The following is a 14871-nucleotide window of genomic DNA, read 5'->3' as shown; positions in this document are numbered from 1 at the left end:
CGCCGTGGCCGTGTCCCTGTCCCTCACCCTGCTCCTGGCCGTCATCGTCGTCATCCTGCTGCGCATCGGCAGCGTACGGATCGGCGCAGCCCTCACCTGCGCGCTGTTCGGCTTCGCGCTCGCCTCCACCGGCGCCGCGCCGGCCATCAACGCCGGGCTCTCCTCACTCGCCGGACTCGTCTCCAGCCTGTAGCCACTCCCGGCGACGGCCCGCCCGCCGGAACCCACCTCGAAGGTCAGGCCGGCACCCAGGGGTCCCACGGAGTCGTCGACGTCCCGCCGCAGGCGTAGCAGTCGAACTCCTCCGGGTCCTCGAACTTGGTGCCCCAGAACCCGGCCCGCCGGCAGAACACCACGTTCTCCTCGCCGCACCAGCCGCATACGAACAAGAAGTTCATCCCGCGCCTCCCCATCGGACCTCTGCATACAGGCTGCCCGCCCATCCGGCACGCGGCAACAACCGCTTCAGCCAGCGAAGTTGACCCGTAGCCCCGCACCGCAGCCTTCCCTCCCCAGCGCCGCCGGACCCTCTCCGGCGGCGCTCCTGCCCATGCCGTCTGGAGCCCCGATGTCCGTCACTAGAACGCCCACCACCCCCGCCCGGCCCACCACGGCGGCCGCCCCGCTGTCCCTCGAGGAACGCCTCGTCCTCGCCAACACGGCGATGACCGCACGTCTCGACGAAGCCGCCGTCGCCTACGAGGTCAACACCGCCCACCTCGCCGTCAACCCGCTCGACCTCGACGCCGTCGTCACCACACCGATCACCCCCGCCGACCAGCCGCACACGCATCGCACCCCCGTCGCCGCACTGCTGCACCGCGCCCACTTCCGGCTCGTCACCGACGGCTGGTGCAAGGACCAACTCGTCGACGTGAGCGGGGCACGCTGCCTCCTCGGCGCCATCCAAGCGGAAGCCGGCGGCAACCGCCGCCTGGAGCAGAACGGCCTGGACGCCCTGATGGACGCAATCCGCAGCGAGTTCGCCGACGCCGAGACCATCCCGTCATTCAACGACGCCTGGTCCAACAGCCGCACCCCGCTGCGCCTGCTCGACACCGCCGCCCGCCGCGCCGACGCCCACGGCCTGTAACCGGACTTCTCCGGACCACCTGCCTCGCACCCGCCCCGAAGGAGCCTTCGTGCCCCAGCACCACGACCGCCCCCAGCAGCCGGCGCAGAACGAACAGCCCACGAAGAAGAAGCAGGCCGGGCGCCCGCCACTGGCCGAACTCGCGGCACGCTGCCGCCTCGTATGGGAACAGGCATGGAGCCCGGGAGGCGTCCTGCACGCCGTATGGCAGGACATCCGCACCGCACCGACGGCCGGCGCCGACATGGCCCGCTGGCTCAGGGTCCTCGTCCTCGTGGCCGCACTGTCCGTCGTCGTGCTGCTCGCCGACGCGGCCGGAAGCGTAATCGGCCAAACCCTCGCCGACCTCCTGGCGGCCGCACCCAAGGTCGACATCGGCACCGACCAGACCTCGGGCATCTGGGGCGTCATCGACCACCCCGTCCGCACCTACATCGCCGAGCACTCCGCCGGCATGGCCATCAGCGGCTCCACCATCTACACCCTGTGGCAGATCGCCGGCCTGTACGGACTGATCGGCGGCTTCTTCGGCTCCACCATCGCGCGCCTGACCTGGACCGGCTGGGGCACCGCGAGCGCCGCCGCCATCTGGTCCACCGTCCCCGCCGCCAACCGCACCCTCAGCGTCGGCATCGCCGCCCTCGCCTGGGCCCTGGCCTCCCTGTTCGCGCTGCGCGGCCTGCGGCTTCTGCCGAACATTCGCATCGTCAACCCGCTCAACCTGACGCCGCAGATCCACCTGCCCAACCAGAAGCCCACCGGCTCCGCCGACGACCTCGGCGGCGTCTCCCCCCACCGTGCCCAGGCCGCGCACGCAGAACTGACCCGCCCTCCGGTCCACCTGCCCGGCCCTCGCCGCCCACCCCGGCGGCGAGGCCCGTACAGGCCGACCGGCCACCCGCACCACCCAACTCGCTCTCACCCAGGGAGAACCGTCATGCCCGACACCCGTCAACTCTTCGAGCTCAAGCCCGTACTGGCCACCTCCCCGGCCAAGCGCCTCTCCCCGGCCCTGAAGGTCCTGATCGGTGCACTGATCGTGCTGGCCGTGTTCCTGCTCGGCCACAACAACGGCGATAGCCCGGCCACCCAGCAGCCGCGCAACCAGACGACCACCCCACAGACCGGCAAGTGAACTCCGGTCCACCTGCCCGGCCCTCGCCGCCCCCCACCAGGTGGGCGGCGAGGACGCGGACAGGCCGACCGGCCTCACGCACCACCCCTCTTGTCCCCGAGCAAAGGAGTCCCGCCTTGGCGCAGAAGCCACCGAAGGTCATAGGCGTGCTCACCGAGCCCGCCCCACCGACCTGGTGGAAGGCCAACCGCCACAAAGTCCTCGGAGCCATCGGCCTACTGATCGGCTATCTGGCCGGAACGCACCTGCACGGCGCTCCGGCCCAACAGCCGGACGCACCGCGACCAGGACACACGGCGCCCACCTCCCCCGGACCGCGCAGCACGCACACGCACGTCGGCCTCGCCGCCTGACCACACATCACACGCAGGTGGGGCGCCGCACGGGATTCCCGTGCGGCGCCCCACCTGGCGTCAGATCTCGGCAGCCCGCGGGCCGTGCCTATGCGGGCGGGTTCCTCGGAGGGCGGCCACCGACGTTGGTGCGATCCCACGTCTTCTCCCACGCCTCGACAGCCGCCCGCTCCCACACCCGGCCGGCCTTCGTCTGCGCGACAGGTTCCGGGAAGTCCGGCCGGGCCACCAGCTTGTTCGCCCGCTGACGGCTGACGTTCAGCATCTCGCCGATCTCCGTGACGCCGACGTGAGCAGCGGGGGTCGTGTTCGTCATGCCCCTGAGGATCAAGCCTCCTCCCCCGCCTGTCAACGTCTTTCTTCTGTAAACGTGTTGACACAGTAAACCTGTTTACAGCATGGTGGTTGTGCACCGAGCGAGACCACCAACTCACTTGGAGGGGGACGACCCTTGCGCGCCAACGGCATCGACCAGCCCACCACCAGCAACGACCTGGTCGACGTCGACCTGTACGACGACGGGACGCCCTTCACCTACGGCTGGCACCAGACCCCCAACGCGGCCGCCGTCCTCGCCGCAGTCCGCGGCACCGGTCCGATCCCCGCGACCGGGCTCGCGACCCGCCGCCAACTGCGCGCGCTCGGACTGCGCCCCGGCGGCCAAGAGCCCATCCCCGCCCCGCTGACGTGGCGCGGGGGCCGCCGCACGGCCTGGCTCTACCGCATCGAGCTGGCCCTCCCGAAGCGGACCCCGACGCTCGCGCAGGAGCGAGCACTGGACCGCGCGATGGCTGCCCGCCAGACCTGCCCCGCCTGCGGCCGCCGCTACTTCCACTGCCTCCCGCTCAAGCGCCTCGGCAGCTGCCTGGAGTGCCACGACGGCACCCCCGCCGACCCCCGCACCTACATCACGCCCGCGGTCGCGAAGGCCGCCTGACCCGCACAACCCCGGTCACCACATCCATGAAGGAGGGCCTTCCATGGCCACCACCCGTACACTCACCGCCCCGCAGGCCGGCCCCGTCACCCTCGACGCCGAACTGCTCGGGCTCGGCGGCATCGTGAGGGTCCGCACCGAACGCACGCTCAAGTACGCCGAGGTCACCATCTGCACCGCCGACGACTCCGGCGACTCGGCCGACGCCGTACGCGACCCGAGCTGTAGTGGGACGCGCGCGGTGCGCTCGTCGTCAAGGTTCGCGGCAAGGGCGGTGGCGGGGGCGGCTTCTCACAGACCGTCATCACCGGCGGTGGTCGTGGCCGCCGGGTCACCCAGGTCATCAGCGGCAACTCCAACAGCACCGTGATCATGTCGGGCGGCAACATCAGCGTCGTCAACGGCCAGGTCGTCGGCGGCTCCGGCAGCACGGTGGTCATCGGCGGATCGACGGTGGAGATCGACGCCATCGTCCCCGAGGGGAGTTCTGTCATCGGCCGCACGGACAGCGCGGACGTGACCGCCGACGGCACCTTCTCCGCCGTCGCGGGCAACACCCAGTCCGGCGACATCCGTATCCACGGCACCAACCGGCAGGTCACGGCCGCCACGCAGTCCGGTGACGTCACCGTCGACGACTCTCCCAGCATCTCGGTGAGGACCCAGTCCGGTGACGTGCGACTGGGCCGTACCGACGTCGTCGAGGCCCACACCCAGTCCGGCGACATCACGATCAAGGACTTCGGCGGCACGGCCCACCTCAAGACCATGTCCGGCGACATCGAGGTCCACGCCACCGCAGGCGGCGACATCGACGCCAGCACCATGTCCGGCGACATCGAGGTCACGGCCACCCAGACCGCTCTGGACGGTGCCCTCGACATCCGGCCGCACACCATGACCGGCGACATCAGCCTCCCGCGCCGCCGCAACACAACCGGCGGCCCGCGCCGCCGCCGCGGCTGACCGACTGGCTTCTGTCGGCTCCGAGCTCACCGCTCGGGGCCGGCGGTGGCCGACCGGCCAGCAGCCCGGTCCGGGCGTGATGCCTCTGAGCCGCCCGGACCGGGCCTCCACCCTCTCCTCGGGAGATTTCCGTTGAGCGACCGTCACCTGCGTGGCGCCCTGCTGCTGGCCGCCGCCGTCTCGCTCGCCGCGGCGACGGCCGCCGCCGCGCTCAGGGCCAGTCACCTCAAGCTCCACGCCGACCGGCACCGCATCGAGATCACCGCCCAGCCCCGGCCGGGCTGCCCGCGCTGCCACGGCAGGGGCGGCTGGTGGGTCGGCGGCTCCCTCCCCGAGATGGAGGCGTGTGGCTGCTGGTCCGACCGGCGCGAGCTGCGCATCCGGCTCCTGCCCGTCCCGGCCTGGAACGAGCCGTCGTTCTGAGCACCTCTGACGGCTCTCCGTGCCGCCCCGATCGCGAACACCGCGGCCGGGACGGCGCGGAGGACCGGACAGCCCGGCCCGCACCACACTCGCGGAGCTGCACATGACCGAGACCCTCACCCCGCCCGCCACCACGACGGCCGACGACAACTCGCCGCTCGCCCGCCTGTTCACCATTGCCTTCGAGACGGACTCGCAGGACGCGGACGACCAGCGCGAGGACGCCAAGACCGCCGCCCTGGACCACGCCTGGAACACCTACCCCGACACCCTCGGCCAGGTCCTGGACGAGGACGACTGGGCCGGCAAGCCCGCCGTGCTCGGGGCCGGGCTGCGTCCGAGCGCGGTCGCTCACCTCGACGGCGGCCTGTGGCTGCATCACTGCACCGATGGCGACACGGGCCCCGTCCTCACTCTCATCGCACCGTGCACCTGCGGCCGTGGGTACGTCGACACCGCCCTGGACGGCGAGGAGGACCTGCTGCAGCTCCTCAAGGAACTGCATGGCACCGGCGGCCGCTTCCCGCACCACGACACCCGGCCCGACTGCGGCCCCCAGGGCCGCATCACCCCGTGGCCCGGCATGACGCCGCACCGCGCGTCCGGCGAACCGTCCTGGTAGACCCCGCCTCGGCCAGCCCACCCGCACTGGCGCGGGCTGGCCGCCACTTCCCGAACGAAGCGAGGACCCTCATGACCCACTCCCCCAGAACTGCGGCCGCGGCCATGCGCGGGATCGCCCGTCACAAGGGCCACGATCACCTGTGCGGCCGCTGCCACGTCACCTGGAGCGGCGCGGAACGCGACTGCTGGTCCTGCGGCCTGCCCGCCACCTGTGACTATTCGCGGCCCGGCGCCGCCCTGCAGCTGCTGCTGACCGTCGTCGGCCACCCCCTGACCCTCCCGCCCGCTCGCACGGCCGCCCAGTGAGCGCCCGCCCCCGCACGCGCCTGGACCGCGTCCGTGCCTCGGCCGGCATCGCCCAGCTCGCCCTCCAGCAGATCGAGGACGACCTCAGCGCGGACGACGTCGACCAGGAGGAGCTCGCCGCGATCCTGCGCGAGCTCATCGAGGACACCGACCCGCCCGACGGCTTCATCCCGGCCCTCGCGCAGCTGCTCACCGCTGCCGCGCGCCGCGCCGAGCAGATCGAGCCTGACCGCGACGGGGACGCATCCTGCCCGCTGCATGAAGCCGCCGCCCTGCTCACCGACAACGCCGGACAGCGCCTCATCTGGGCTGCCCGCGCCCTTCACCCGCAACTCGAAGCGCAGGCCTTCGAAGCGATCTCCGGCTGACGGACGCTCCGTGCTGCCCCGGCCCTGGCTCACGCCGCAGCAGGGGCGGTCGCGGTGGTCCCTCAACCACCAAGCTCACGAGAGGAGATGGACGTCATGACCCAGCCCCCGTACTACGAGGTCGACGTCCCCATATACGACGCCACGGACCCGGACCGGCGCGGTGTGCACGTCTTCACCGGCGTCGCCGACTCCCCCGCTGCGGCCCTGCGCCGCGCGCACGAGGTGTACGACGCTGCGCTCGCCGCGCACACGGCCGGACTCGAGATCCCCGGCAAGCAGCCGGACAACTGGGGAGCTAGCGGGCTGAGGCCCGGCTGGCAGATGGAGTGGCCCGCCGCGAAGGCCGTCCGCTGGACCAACCCCGTCAGCTGGAGTGCCGCTCGCGGTGACTTCGCGCTGTAGCTCTGCCCCGGGACGGCCGCCAAAGGCCGGAAAACCAGTCGGCCGCCCCGGGCCCACCCAACCCGTACGAGACGAGAGGGAGATCCCCAGTATGGACTCCGTCCTGCGTGTGCAGGCCCGATTCGGGCAGCGCACCCTCTTACTGACCACCGCCGCCCTCCCCTTGACCGGCTGGGCCGTGCACGCCCGCGCGCTGCACCGGCGCCTGGACGACGCGGGCAAGGACCCGCTGACCGGGCTGCTGCGCCGCGACGTCTACACCGTCCGCGCCCGCCGCATCCTGGCCCGCCACGGCAACGACACGTGCGTGGTCATGGTCGACCTCGACCGTTTCAAGCAGATCAACGACACCCTCGGGCATGCCGTCGGCGATAGCGTCCTCGCCGCGACCGCGGCCCGGCTGACCGCCTGGGCGGGACCCCGCGCGGCCGTCGGCCGCCTCGGAGGCGACGAGTTCACGATCCTCCTCCGGCTGCCCGGCCCGCGCCGCGAGGCCCGCCTGGCAACTCTGATGCAGATGCTGCATGCGCCGGTCGTCGTCGGCGGCCAGGACGTGCCGGTGGCCGCGTCGGTGGGCGCGGCGAGCCCGGACATCCTCAACACCCGCGAACTCGCGCAGCTGCAGCGCGCCGCCGACAGCGCGCTGTACGACGGCAAGCACACCGGCCAGGCTTGCCTCGCCGAACCACGCCACACGCACGTGCCGTCCGTCAACGGGCGCCGCGCCGGCCGCCCCGGCACCAGTGCCCTCGGAGTCGCCGCGTGAAGTCTCCGACCCTGTACGCCCCGGACCACATCCGCGGCATCACCATCAAGCAGCCCTGGGCGGCCTGCATCCTGCACGGCGACAAGCGCGTGGAGAACCGGACCCGCGCCTGGACGCCGGGCTGGCGCCTGTTGCACGCCGGCGCCGCAACGGACCGGGCCGCCCTGCGCAACCCGCTCGTGGCCCGCACGATCCGCGGCCTGGAACTGCCCACCCGCGCCGTCCTCGGCCTCGTCCGCATCACCGGCTCCCACACCGACCCCGGCGAGCCGTGCAGCCCCTGGGCGCAGACCGAGTGCGTCCACGTCGACCTGGACGACGTTCACCCGCTGTCCCTGCCCGTCCCGTGCGACGGACAGCTCGGCCCGTGGCGCGTCCCCCTCGCCGTGTTCGACCAGGTCCTCCTCCAACTTCCCGACCTCGCCCCGCAGATCACGGAGGTCCCGTCATGAGCGGCCCGCGCACCGGCTCTCCGACCATGAAGACCGTGGTCGCCGACAGCCGCATCCCCTTCCCTGCCACCGATACCCCGCCCCGATGCCAGGCCGACTGGGAGCGGTTCGCCATCGAGGACGTCACCGACTACAGCGCGCGGAAGAAGACGACCGCCAAGGCCAAGGCGATCTGCTCCGGATGCCCCATTGTCCGGGGCTGCCTCAAGTGGGCCCTGGCCAACCCGCAGCTCACCGCGACCGGCGTGTGGGCGGCGACCACCGCCCGGGAACGCAAAGCGCTCCGCAACGACCTGGTGCGGCGCCTCGGTGACGACTGGGTCGGCGTCGTCGCCGAGAAGGACCGCCGCCGCCGTGAGGAGCGGCGCGCGGCCCGCCTCGCCCCGCCGACCGTCCGCGAATCGGTAATGGCCCACCTGGAGCTGGAGCTGGAGCTCCTCCCGACCCGGCCTGCCCCGTACGAGCCGTGGAAGGAGCCGATGACCCCGGCCCGGCAGGCGCAGAACCGAGCGGCCCTCGAGGCCGCCCTGTCGGCCAAGGCGGCATAGCGATGTTCAACGACTGGCAGCAGGCCCTCGAAGCCGAGGGCCTGCCCCTGAACCCCAACCCCGTGGAACAGCAGGCCGCCGCAGCCCGCACCGTGGCCCGTCACGCCGCCAGCAAGGAGGACCTGGTCCTCCTCCTGGACGCGGTCGGGCTGCCCGGCGATGACAACACTCTCACCACCCTGCTTCCCCTCCTCCCCTCTCCCACCCGCCCGGAACTTGGAGACCCGATGCCCGTCAACGCGTACACCGCCACCGCCGCGTCCATGCTCAACAACGGCGACAGCCCCGACCACGTCCGCGACACCCTCGGCCTGTCGGAGCACGACCTCGCCGCCGCCGTCGAGGCAGCCTCGGAAGCCTCGCGGCCCGCCGCCCCCGCTGCCGACGAACCGATCGACGACGGGATCGAGGCGCTGCTGGCCTGGGCGACGGAGCACGACGCCGCGGCGATCCGCAACAAGGCCGCCCGCATCCGCAGCGACCTGTCCGAGCTGACGGCACGGCGCTCCAGCGAGGCGGCAGTCGGCCAGGCAGAGACCGAGGTCGCCCGCCTCGCCGCCGAACTCGACAAGGCCAAGGCGCAGTTGAAGGTCCTCAAGACCAGCGGCCACGGCTCGAAGACGACGGCCGCTGCGGCCACCCCGATCCGGGCCACGCGCAGCAAGGAGGAGAACGCCCGCATCCGGGCGTGGGGCAGGGCCAACGGATACGAGGTCGGTCAGGGCGGCGTCATCAAGCAGGCGGTCGTCGACGCGTTCGAGGCCGCCCAGCAGAGCACCAACGCGCGGGCGGAGGCGAGCTGATGGACACCGCACCCCTCACCCTCGACGGCTACCTCTGCGCGGTCCCCACCCCCGGCGCGGGCCCGGGCACCGCCCACTTCGAGCTGGTCTCCTCACTCACCGACGACGCGGAGGACGACACGGTGTTCTCCTGCACCACCCGGCAGGCCCGCCTCACGAACCAGCTCCTCACCGAGATACAGCCCGGTGACCTGCTGCACGTGACGGGGACCCTCACCCCCGGCGACTCGATGACGGAGCCGCAGCTCACGGTCGACGATCTGGACGTCCTGGCGCCCGCGCCCGCGAGGGCGCTGCAGGAGATGGTGCTGGACAGGTACGGCGACTACGTCGCGGTGTTCGACGCCGGCGTCGACAGCGTGCCCGTCTTCACCGCTCTCGGGCAGTGGGTGGGCGAGGCCCCAAACCCTGACGCCATCGGCGAGCTGATCGAGGCCTTCGAACGCCGCTCTTCGGCCGGCGGCACCTGACGGAGACGCCGTGCCGATCCGACCCGAAAACCTCGGGCGCTACCCGGCCAACTGGCCCGAGATCAGCGCCAGGATCCGCGGCGTGCGGGCGGGCGGCCGCTGTGAGTGCTCCGGGCAGTGCGGCCTGGAGCACCCCGGCGGGCGCTGCCCCGCCCTCCACGGACAACCACACCCGGACACCGGCTCCGAGGTACAGCTCACCACGGCCCACCTCAACCACACCCCCGAGGACGTGCGCGAGCAGAACCTCCTCGCGGCGTGCCAGCGCTGCCACCTCCGCATCGACCACGGGCACCACCGGGTGACCCGCTCGATCACCCTCGCCGCCCGTACCGCGGCCGCCGGGCAGCTCGGGCTCCTTCCCGAGGCCGACCTCACCCGGACCGAGCCGCCTCCCCTCAGCCCGCCACTCCCCCGGCGGGCACCGACTGCAACACAACTCGCCTTCCCAGCCGAACCGGAGACCCCGTGATGGCCGACAAACCCGAACGCACGCGCACCGTGCTGCAGCGCTACCCCGCCGGAGGCCCCCGAGGCTCCTGGCCGGCCGAAGAACACGCCGCCGCCCAGCGTGCCCGCGGCGTCGACGCGCAGGTCGTGATGGACCTGCCCAGCGACCAGTTCCTCGTCATCACCCACATCTAGCGCCCCCTTCCCCGGAGCGCCGCGCCCGCTCCACAGCGGGCAGCGCGCTCCGGCTCAGCGACAAGGAGCCCACCCAGCCCATGGCCCGCATCACCGTCCACATCGAACCCCGGCACACCGACAACAGCCCCTGCGAGCACGCGGTCAAGCCGTCCGGGAAGCCCCGCGATCCCGCCTCCGGCTGCACCGGCCGCACGCAGTACGCCGTCGTCTGCTCCGTACACGGCGACGTCGACCGGCCCCGCCACATCAAGCAGAACGCCGAGACCGCGGCCACCGCGCACCGCCAGGAGCACCGCGCCGCCCTCGCCGCCCGCTGACCAACACCCCGCGGCGGCCGGCCCGGCCGCCGCACCCCACCTCACATCCCCGTGACTGGAGGTCTCCCGTGTACGACGTGTTCATCGACAGCTTCGGCGCCCGCTGGCAGGACCCGCCGCCCCCGCGCTACCGCGCCGCCGTCCTCTCCATCAACCTCACCAACACGCTCCTGAACCCGCCCGACGACCCGAACCTCACCGACGTCATCGCCCACCAGACTGGCCAGGACACCGACGTACGCGACTACGTCCTCAACACCCCCGGCGCGAAGCGCATCATCGACGACGCCGTCCACGAACTCACCGCGCTGCGCGCCGCCACCGACACCTGGCACCCCATCCAGCTCCTGGTCAACTGCTGGTACGGCCGCCACCGCGCCCCCGCCATCGCCGACGCGATCGGCCGCCGGCTGCAGCACACCGGCGCTAAGGTCGCCGTCACCCACCACCACCTCAACCGGCCCCCGGTCCCCCGCAAACACCCGCGCCCCGACTGCCCGTTCTGCCGCATCATCCACGGCGGCGCACCCGCCACGATCGTCCACGCATGGGACGACGCCCTCGCGATCGAGCCCCGCGGCGGAGGCTGCACCGACGGCCACCTCCTGGTCCTCCCCCGCGGCCACGTCGCCGACTTCACCACCGACCCCGTCGTCTCCGCGACCGTGCAGCTCCGCGCCGCTGAGCTCGCCGCGCAGATCGGCGGCCAGTGGAACTACCTCACCAGCTGCGGCCCCGCCGCCACCCAGACCGTCTTCCACTTACACGGCCACCTCGTCCCCCGTACCGACGGCGACGGACTCGCCCTCCCCTGGACCCGACCCGCCCGCGAGCAGGAGCCCACCCGATGACCCGCCGCTTCTTCCGCCGCTGCAGCCACGCACCCGGCGCCATCAGCCCCGAGGACCAGGCCGTCGTCGACCAGTTCCGTGCACTGCTCACCGCCCTGCGTAACCCCGAGCCGTGGGCGCCCGGCAGCGCCCGGGACATCGCCGTGCGCGTCGGCCCCTTCGTGGAACGCGCGTACACCCGGCCCGGCGATGACCACGGCACCGACCTGATCGCCGTCGCCCTGGTCCACCCTGACACCCCGCACGCCAGTGCCTCCCCTCATGGCCGCCAGCTCGGCTACACCGAACGCGGCTGGCTGCGCTGCGAGACGAGCGCGATTCTCGGCTTCTGGCAGCCCAGCTACACGATGCTCACCCACGCCGCCGCCAGCCTGCCCCTGCCCGACGACGTCGGCATGGAACTCGCGCACTACGCCCTCTACATCGAGGCCCGCAACCGCGACGACCACCTCGACGGCTACACCCTGCTGCGCCTCGGCCCGTACACCCAGACCCGCCACGCCCAGCAGGACCACGACCGAATCGATGCCGCGCTGCACGGGCGGGAGACCACCCTCATCCCCGGGCACCGGGTCTCCGTGCGCTACGCACCGTTCGACGTCAGCGACCACCAGCTGTTCGCCGACCCGAACCAGAACGATGCCGTCGAGCTCCTGGACGCCGCAATCAAGGAGGTGCGCGCGTGACCACCTCGGCCCTGTATGAGATCGAGACCAGCGAGGGCGACGACGGCACCCTGCACCCCGTCGAACAGCTCTGGACCCCGAGCGCAGACAATGCGGTCGGCAGCGGCTTCACCGCCCACGGCGGCCTCCACGTCATCGGCATCGACCACCCCACCGACGATCACCTCTACCCGGCCGGCTTCCTCATGCTCGGCCACCAGCGATGGACAGCCATCATCGAGGCCGCCACCGCGTACATGGACCGCAGCCATGGCTGGCGGAACCTGCACCTGTACCCCGGCGACGACCCCACGGTCCGCATCCCCCGGATCCCGCGCGCCGTCCACACCCACGGCGTGTTCCTGCGGCATCCGCACCCGGAGCACCCCTGCGGCTGCGAACGGGACGGCGACTGGCGCATGGTCTGGGCCCCCAGCACGGAACCCGGCGCCGTGGCGGTCACCGCCATGCGGCACCCCGCCGCTGCTGTAACCGCAATCGACGTCCCCACCCCTGATGAAGGCGCACCCGCGACCTGGGCCAGCTGACCCGGGACGGGTCACACCACAAGGCCCCGTGCCCCTGGAGAACACCAGGGGCACGGGGCCTTTTTGTATTTCAGCGGAGAGTCAGGAGGAGTGGGCGCCCACTCCTCCTGACTCTCCAATTGGAGAGTCGACCCCAGTCCCGACGTATCGACGGTCGAGGACGTGCGACCGCGGTGCCCTTCAGCAGGTCAGCAGGACACGGGCGCGCTATATGGCGTGCTAGGCGGCGTGCGCGACGTCGTCCTAGGCGCGGAGCGAGGCCTCGGGTGCAGCACTGGGCGCCAGCTCGAGTGCCCGGGCACACGGCAGCTCTCGCCCGTCGGGGTGGTTCTCAACGATCGGCTCGTCATGTCGGTGCGTGTCGCGATCGCCACGCGAGCTGCCCTGCATAACGTCAGGCCCCACGTTGATCGTGTTATCGGACTGGACGTGATGTGCATGGCGATCCATCAAGCGACCATCGACGCTGCAGACCTCGACGTCGCCCTCGCGACCCTCAGGCGCATGCGCGCCGCGGCCGAGGATGGCATTCGCTCCACGCAGGTGATCGTCGTCATCAATGGCAAGGGCGGCGTGGGGAAGTCCTCCCTGGCCTCCGCGATCGCCGTTGCCCTGGCCAAGATGGGGCTCTCCACCGTGCTGTGCGAGATGGACGCGCAGGGCAACAATGCGGAGGACCTCGGCTACCTCAACAGCGCCCTCGCAGACGACGGCCTCGCCCAGGCCGCCGCGATCCTGGACGGCAAGCCACTCGTGCCCACCGGCGCCGCCCGCCCCAACCTGCACGTCGTGCCCGGGGGAGTGGGACTCGAAGACGTCCTCGAGGAGCTGTACGTCCAGCGGCGTCTGGCCTCCTACGCCCAGACTCCGGAAGACCAGACCGCGTGGATGGGCATGTACGCCGCGGCCATCGAGCCGCTGCGCGCTGAGCACGACGTCATCATCCTGGACGTCGCCCCCGGCTCCGAACCGCTGCAGCTGCAGGCCCTGGTCGCCGGCGACATGGTTCTCGTCCCCTCCCGCTCCGACCTGTCCTCCCGCAAGGGACTGCGCCAGGTGGCCCGCCTCTTTCCGCGGGCACGCGCCCTCAACTCGCTCCTGGAGCTCCTCGGCGTCGTCGTCTTCGCCTCCAACCCCACCGCCACCAAGGTGCAGGCCAACATCAAGGACCAGTTGACGAAGGACCTGAAGGGCGCGGCCCCCGTTTTCGACCAGACGATCCGCGCCGTGGAATCCGCTGCCGTCGAATGCCGGGCCCGAGGCAAGGTCCCCCAGGAACTTGCCACCTCTCGCGAGCTCACCCCCGCCGTTCGGCGCTCCATGCAGGCTCTGGCCGGGGACTACAAGTCGCTCGCCATGGAGGTCCTCCAGGCCAAGGCCGAACTCGACGCAAAGACCGCACAGAAGGCGACAGCATGAGCAAGACGACCAAGAAGACCACCACGGACCCCCTCGGCGACGACAGCGCGCTCGACGCCTTCGGACTCGACAGCAGCGCGGTCGCCGCCGCCTTCACACCCAGGGCGCGCCGCACCGACCCCACCCCCGAACCGCCGCAGACCGAGCCCTCGAAGCCGACGTCTCAGCCCGAGCGCGTTCCGGCCGCACCGGGTCCCGCCGCTGCGCACAGCACGCCGGCCGCCGGGACCGTCAGCGTGCCCCAGCTGGGGGAGACGGGCAGCGACATCGTCCAGTGCTCCATCGTGGTCGAGCGCCAGGTACGCCAACGCGTCGTCCACTACCAAAACCAGAAGAAGGCGCAGACCGGTGTCGAACCGTCCAACGCTCTCGTCGTACGCCGCGCCTTCGTTCACGCACAACGCCAGGACCTGTGGACCCAACTGCATCAGTACGTCCGCACCCTGCAAGCGCCGATCAGCGACGAGGACCTCGACATAGACCTCGACAACCTGTTCTGCGACGTCCCCGAGCGCCGCCCCGAACGCGGCGTCAGCGCCCGCCACACCACCCAGCAGTCCTTCCGACCCTCCCGCCAGGAGCTCGCGGTGTACGACGCGTTCGCCGACGCCCACGAGTTCGCGAACCGCAGCGACTTCCTCAACGCCGCCCTCGACGCGTTCCTGCCTGCGCTACCAGCACGCCGCAAGTCCCTCTAGATATAAAGAAACGGGTGGCGACCGAGTAGGCCGCCACCCGTAAGGGAGCTGAATCTGGAGCCCATCGTGCTGAGGC

General features: G+C 71.8%; 27 protein-coding genes. 25 read left to right on the top strand and 2 right to left on the bottom strand.

Annotated features, from left to right (window positions below; all coding sequences use genetic code 11):
• Positions 1-4: 4 nt before the first annotated feature.
• Positions 5-193 (top strand): hypothetical protein, encoded by a 189-nt coding sequence (locus ACNYS0_RS43335; RefSeq protein WP_422404931.1) that lies wholly within the window; start codon positions 5-7, stop codon positions 191-193.
• Between the two features lie 43 nt (positions 194-236).
• On the opposite strand, the gene ACNYS0_RS43330 is transcribed toward ACNYS0_RS43335, so the two are convergent.
• The gene (locus ACNYS0_RS43330; RefSeq protein WP_422404930.1) at positions 237-398 is read right to left on the bottom strand and encodes a hypothetical protein; all 162 of its coding nucleotides are present in this window, start codon (positions 396-398) and stop codon (positions 237-239) included.
• 170 nt (positions 399-568) lie between these two features.
• On the opposite strand from ACNYS0_RS43330, the gene ACNYS0_RS43325 reads away from it, so the two are divergent.
• The 3 genes from ACNYS0_RS43325 to ACNYS0_RS43315 all read left to right on the top strand — a co-directional run bounded on the left by ACNYS0_RS43325 (position 569) and on the right by ACNYS0_RS43315 (position 2581).
• Positions 569-1093, top strand: a complete 525-nt coding sequence (locus ACNYS0_RS43325; RefSeq protein WP_422404929.1) for a DUF6197 family protein — start codon at positions 569-571, stop codon at positions 1091-1093.
• A 49-nt stretch (positions 1094-1142) separates the two neighbouring features.
• Positions 1143-2228, top strand: a complete 1086-nt coding sequence (locus tag ACNYS0_RS43320) for a hypothetical protein (protein WP_422404928.1) — start codon at positions 1143-1145, stop codon at positions 2226-2228.
• Positions 2229-2344: 116 nt separating this feature from the next.
• On the top strand, positions 2345-2581 hold the full coding sequence (locus tag ACNYS0_RS43315) for a hypothetical protein (RefSeq protein WP_422404927.1): 237 nt from the start codon (positions 2345-2347) through the stop codon (positions 2579-2581).
• Positions 2582-2669: 88 nt separating this feature from the next.
• On the opposite strand, the gene ACNYS0_RS43310 is transcribed toward ACNYS0_RS43315, so the two are convergent.
• A complete protein-coding gene (locus ACNYS0_RS43310; protein ID WP_422404926.1) occupies positions 2670-2897 on the bottom strand; it encodes a helix-turn-helix transcriptional regulator in 228 nt (75 codons plus the stop codon).
• 135 nt (positions 2898-3032) lie between these two features.
• Between ACNYS0_RS43310 and ACNYS0_RS43305 the strand changes: the two genes are divergently transcribed.
• The 21 genes from ACNYS0_RS43305 to ACNYS0_RS43205 all read left to right on the top strand — a co-directional run bounded on the left by ACNYS0_RS43305 (position 3033) and on the right by ACNYS0_RS43205 (position 14795).
• Positions 3033-3518, top strand: coding sequence for an RRQRL motif-containing zinc-binding protein (locus ACNYS0_RS43305; RefSeq protein WP_422404925.1), 486 nt, complete (start codon positions 3033-3035; stop codon positions 3516-3518).
• A gap of 43 nt (positions 3519-3561) precedes the next feature.
• Positions 3562-3888 (top strand): hypothetical protein, encoded by a 327-nt coding sequence (locus tag ACNYS0_RS43300; protein ID WP_422404924.1) that lies wholly within the window; start codon positions 3562-3564, stop codon positions 3886-3888.
• 2 nt (positions 3889-3890) lie between these two features.
• The gene (locus tag ACNYS0_RS43295) at positions 3891-4484 is read left to right on the top strand and encodes a DUF4097 family beta strand repeat-containing protein (protein WP_422404923.1); all 594 of its coding nucleotides are present in this window, start codon (positions 3891-3893) and stop codon (positions 4482-4484) included.
• Positions 4485-4616: 132 nt separating this feature from the next.
• Positions 4617-4907: a hypothetical protein gene (locus tag ACNYS0_RS43290; protein ID WP_422404922.1), complete on the top strand. Its 291-nt coding sequence runs from the start codon at positions 4617-4619 to the stop codon at positions 4905-4907.
• 103 nt (positions 4908-5010) lie between these two features.
• A complete protein-coding gene (locus ACNYS0_RS43285; protein ID WP_422404921.1) occupies positions 5011-5529 on the top strand; it encodes a hypothetical protein in 519 nt (172 codons plus the stop codon).
• Positions 5530-5600: 71 nt separating this feature from the next.
• Positions 5601-5837 (top strand): hypothetical protein, encoded by a 237-nt coding sequence (locus ACNYS0_RS43280; RefSeq protein WP_422404920.1) that lies wholly within the window; start codon positions 5601-5603, stop codon positions 5835-5837.
• On the top strand, positions 5834-6205 hold the full coding sequence (locus ACNYS0_RS43275) for a hypothetical protein (RefSeq protein WP_422404919.1): 372 nt from the start codon (positions 5834-5836) through the stop codon (positions 6203-6205). The genes ACNYS0_RS43280 and ACNYS0_RS43275 overlap by 4 nt, the downstream gene beginning before the upstream one ends.
• A gap of 96 nt (positions 6206-6301) precedes the next feature.
• The gene (locus tag ACNYS0_RS43270) at positions 6302-6610 is read left to right on the top strand and encodes a hypothetical protein (protein ID WP_422404918.1); all 309 of its coding nucleotides are present in this window, start codon (positions 6302-6304) and stop codon (positions 6608-6610) included.
• Positions 6611-6701: 91 nt separating this feature from the next.
• Positions 6702-7376 carry a GGDEF domain-containing protein gene (locus ACNYS0_RS43265; RefSeq protein WP_422404917.1) on the top strand — a complete coding sequence of 225 codons (675 nt, stop codon included), beginning with the start codon at positions 6702-6704 and terminating at the stop codon, positions 7374-7376.
• Positions 7373-7828 carry an ASCH domain-containing protein gene (locus ACNYS0_RS43260; protein ID WP_422404916.1) on the top strand — a complete coding sequence of 152 codons (456 nt, stop codon included), beginning with the start codon at positions 7373-7375 and terminating at the stop codon, positions 7826-7828. The genes ACNYS0_RS43265 and ACNYS0_RS43260 overlap by 4 nt, the downstream gene beginning before the upstream one ends.
• On the top strand, positions 7825-8376 hold the full coding sequence (locus ACNYS0_RS43255; protein ID WP_422404915.1) for a WhiB family transcriptional regulator: 552 nt from the start codon (positions 7825-7827) through the stop codon (positions 8374-8376). Before ACNYS0_RS43260 ends, ACNYS0_RS43255 begins: the two co-directional genes overlap by 4 nt.
• A gap of 2 nt (positions 8377-8378) precedes the next feature.
• Positions 8379-9179, top strand: a complete 801-nt coding sequence (locus tag ACNYS0_RS43250) for an Lsr2 family DNA-binding protein (protein ID WP_422404914.1) — start codon at positions 8379-8381, stop codon at positions 9177-9179.
• On the top strand, positions 9179-9649 hold the full coding sequence (locus ACNYS0_RS43245) for a hypothetical protein (protein ID WP_422404913.1): 471 nt from the start codon (positions 9179-9181) through the stop codon (positions 9647-9649). The genes ACNYS0_RS43250 and ACNYS0_RS43245 overlap by 1 nt, the downstream gene beginning before the upstream one ends.
• Before the next feature lie 10 nt (positions 9650-9659).
• Positions 9660-10121 (top strand): hypothetical protein, encoded by a 462-nt coding sequence (locus ACNYS0_RS43240; protein WP_422404912.1) that lies wholly within the window; start codon positions 9660-9662, stop codon positions 10119-10121.
• Positions 10121-10294, top strand: a complete 174-nt coding sequence (locus tag ACNYS0_RS43235; RefSeq protein WP_422404911.1) for a hypothetical protein — start codon at positions 10121-10123, stop codon at positions 10292-10294. The genes ACNYS0_RS43240 and ACNYS0_RS43235 overlap by 1 nt, the downstream gene beginning before the upstream one ends.
• A gap of 80 nt (positions 10295-10374) precedes the next feature.
• Positions 10375-10614 (top strand): hypothetical protein, encoded by a 240-nt coding sequence (locus tag ACNYS0_RS43230; RefSeq protein WP_422404910.1) that lies wholly within the window; start codon positions 10375-10377, stop codon positions 10612-10614.
• A 68-nt stretch (positions 10615-10682) separates the two neighbouring features.
• Positions 10683-11465, top strand: a complete 783-nt coding sequence (locus ACNYS0_RS43225) for an HIT family protein (protein WP_422404909.1) — start codon at positions 10683-10685, stop codon at positions 11463-11465.
• On the top strand, positions 11462-12151 hold the full coding sequence (locus ACNYS0_RS43220; protein ID WP_422404908.1) for a hypothetical protein: 690 nt from the start codon (positions 11462-11464) through the stop codon (positions 12149-12151). Before ACNYS0_RS43225 ends, ACNYS0_RS43220 begins: the two co-directional genes overlap by 4 nt.
• Entirely contained in the window at positions 12148-12678 is a 531-nt protein-coding gene (locus ACNYS0_RS43215; RefSeq protein WP_422404907.1) for a hypothetical protein, read from the top strand. Before ACNYS0_RS43220 ends, ACNYS0_RS43215 begins: the two co-directional genes overlap by 4 nt.
• Positions 12679-13116: 438 nt before the next feature.
• Entirely contained in the window at positions 13117-14097 is a 981-nt protein-coding gene (locus ACNYS0_RS43210; protein WP_422404906.1) for a ParA family protein, read from the top strand.
• Positions 14094-14795 (top strand): hypothetical protein, encoded by a 702-nt coding sequence (locus ACNYS0_RS43205; protein ID WP_422404905.1) that lies wholly within the window; start codon positions 14094-14096, stop codon positions 14793-14795. The genes ACNYS0_RS43210 and ACNYS0_RS43205 overlap by 4 nt, the downstream gene beginning before the upstream one ends.
• The last annotated feature ends 76 nt before the right edge of the window (positions 14796-14871 follow it).

The organism is Streptomyces anthophorae (genome assembly GCF_049310305.1).
Taxonomy (GTDB): domain Bacteria; phylum Actinomycetota; class Actinomycetes; order Streptomycetales; family Streptomycetaceae; genus Streptomyces.
The sequence above is the reverse complement of the archived record's forward strand: the minus strand, read 5'-3'. Positions and strand labels throughout refer to the sequence as shown.

Excerpts from the sequence above, each read along its gene's own strand:
- ACNYS0_RS43205 (WP_422404905.1), top strand. The coding sequence starts at position 14,094 with ATGAGCAAGACGACCAAGAAGACCACCACGGACCCCCTCGGCGACGAC.
- ACNYS0_RS43255 (WP_422404915.1), top strand. The coding sequence starts at position 7,825 with ATGAGCGGCCCGCGCACCGGCTCTCCGACCATGAAGACCGTGGTCGCC.
- ACNYS0_RS43250 (WP_422404914.1), top strand. The coding sequence starts at position 8,379 with ATGTTCAACGACTGGCAGCAGGCCCTCGAAGCCGAGGGCCTGCCCCTG.
- ACNYS0_RS43295 (WP_422404923.1), top strand. The coding sequence starts at position 3,891 with ATGTCGGGCGGCAACATCAGCGTCGTCAACGGCCAGGTCGTCGGCGGC.
- ACNYS0_RS43230 (WP_422404910.1), top strand. The coding sequence starts at position 10,375 with ATGGCCCGCATCACCGTCCACATCGAACCCCGGCACACCGACAACAGC.
- ACNYS0_RS43210 (WP_422404906.1), top strand. The coding sequence starts at position 13,117 with ATGGCGATCCATCAAGCGACCATCGACGCTGCAGACCTCGACGTCGCC.
- ACNYS0_RS43300 (WP_422404924.1), top strand. The coding sequence starts at position 3,562 with ATGGCCACCACCCGTACACTCACCGCCCCGCAGGCCGGCCCCGTCACC.
- ACNYS0_RS43325 (WP_422404929.1), top strand. The coding sequence starts at position 569 with ATGTCCGTCACTAGAACGCCCACCACCCCCGCCCGGCCCACCACGGCG.
- ACNYS0_RS43280 (WP_422404920.1), top strand. The coding sequence starts at position 5,601 with ATGACCCACTCCCCCAGAACTGCGGCCGCGGCCATGCGCGGGATCGCC.
- ACNYS0_RS43220 (WP_422404908.1), top strand. The coding sequence starts at position 11,462 with ATGACCCGCCGCTTCTTCCGCCGCTGCAGCCACGCACCCGGCGCCATC.
- ACNYS0_RS43270 (WP_422404918.1), top strand. The coding sequence starts at position 6,302 with ATGACCCAGCCCCCGTACTACGAGGTCGACGTCCCCATATACGACGCC.
- ACNYS0_RS43265 (WP_422404917.1), top strand. The coding sequence starts at position 6,702 with ATGGACTCCGTCCTGCGTGTGCAGGCCCGATTCGGGCAGCGCACCCTC.
- ACNYS0_RS43235 (WP_422404911.1), top strand. The coding sequence starts at position 10,121 with ATGGCCGACAAACCCGAACGCACGCGCACCGTGCTGCAGCGCTACCCC.
- ACNYS0_RS43330 (WP_422404930.1), bottom strand. The coding sequence starts at position 398 with ATGAACTTCTTGTTCGTATGCGGCTGGTGCGGCGAGGAGAACGTGGTG.
- ACNYS0_RS43245 (WP_422404913.1), top strand. The coding sequence starts at position 9,179 with ATGGACACCGCACCCCTCACCCTCGACGGCTACCTCTGCGCGGTCCCC.
- ACNYS0_RS43310 (WP_422404926.1), bottom strand. The coding sequence starts at position 2,897 with ATGACGAACACGACCCCCGCTGCTCACGTCGGCGTCACGGAGATCGGC.
- ACNYS0_RS43285 (WP_422404921.1), top strand. The coding sequence starts at position 5,011 with ATGACCGAGACCCTCACCCCGCCCGCCACCACGACGGCCGACGACAAC.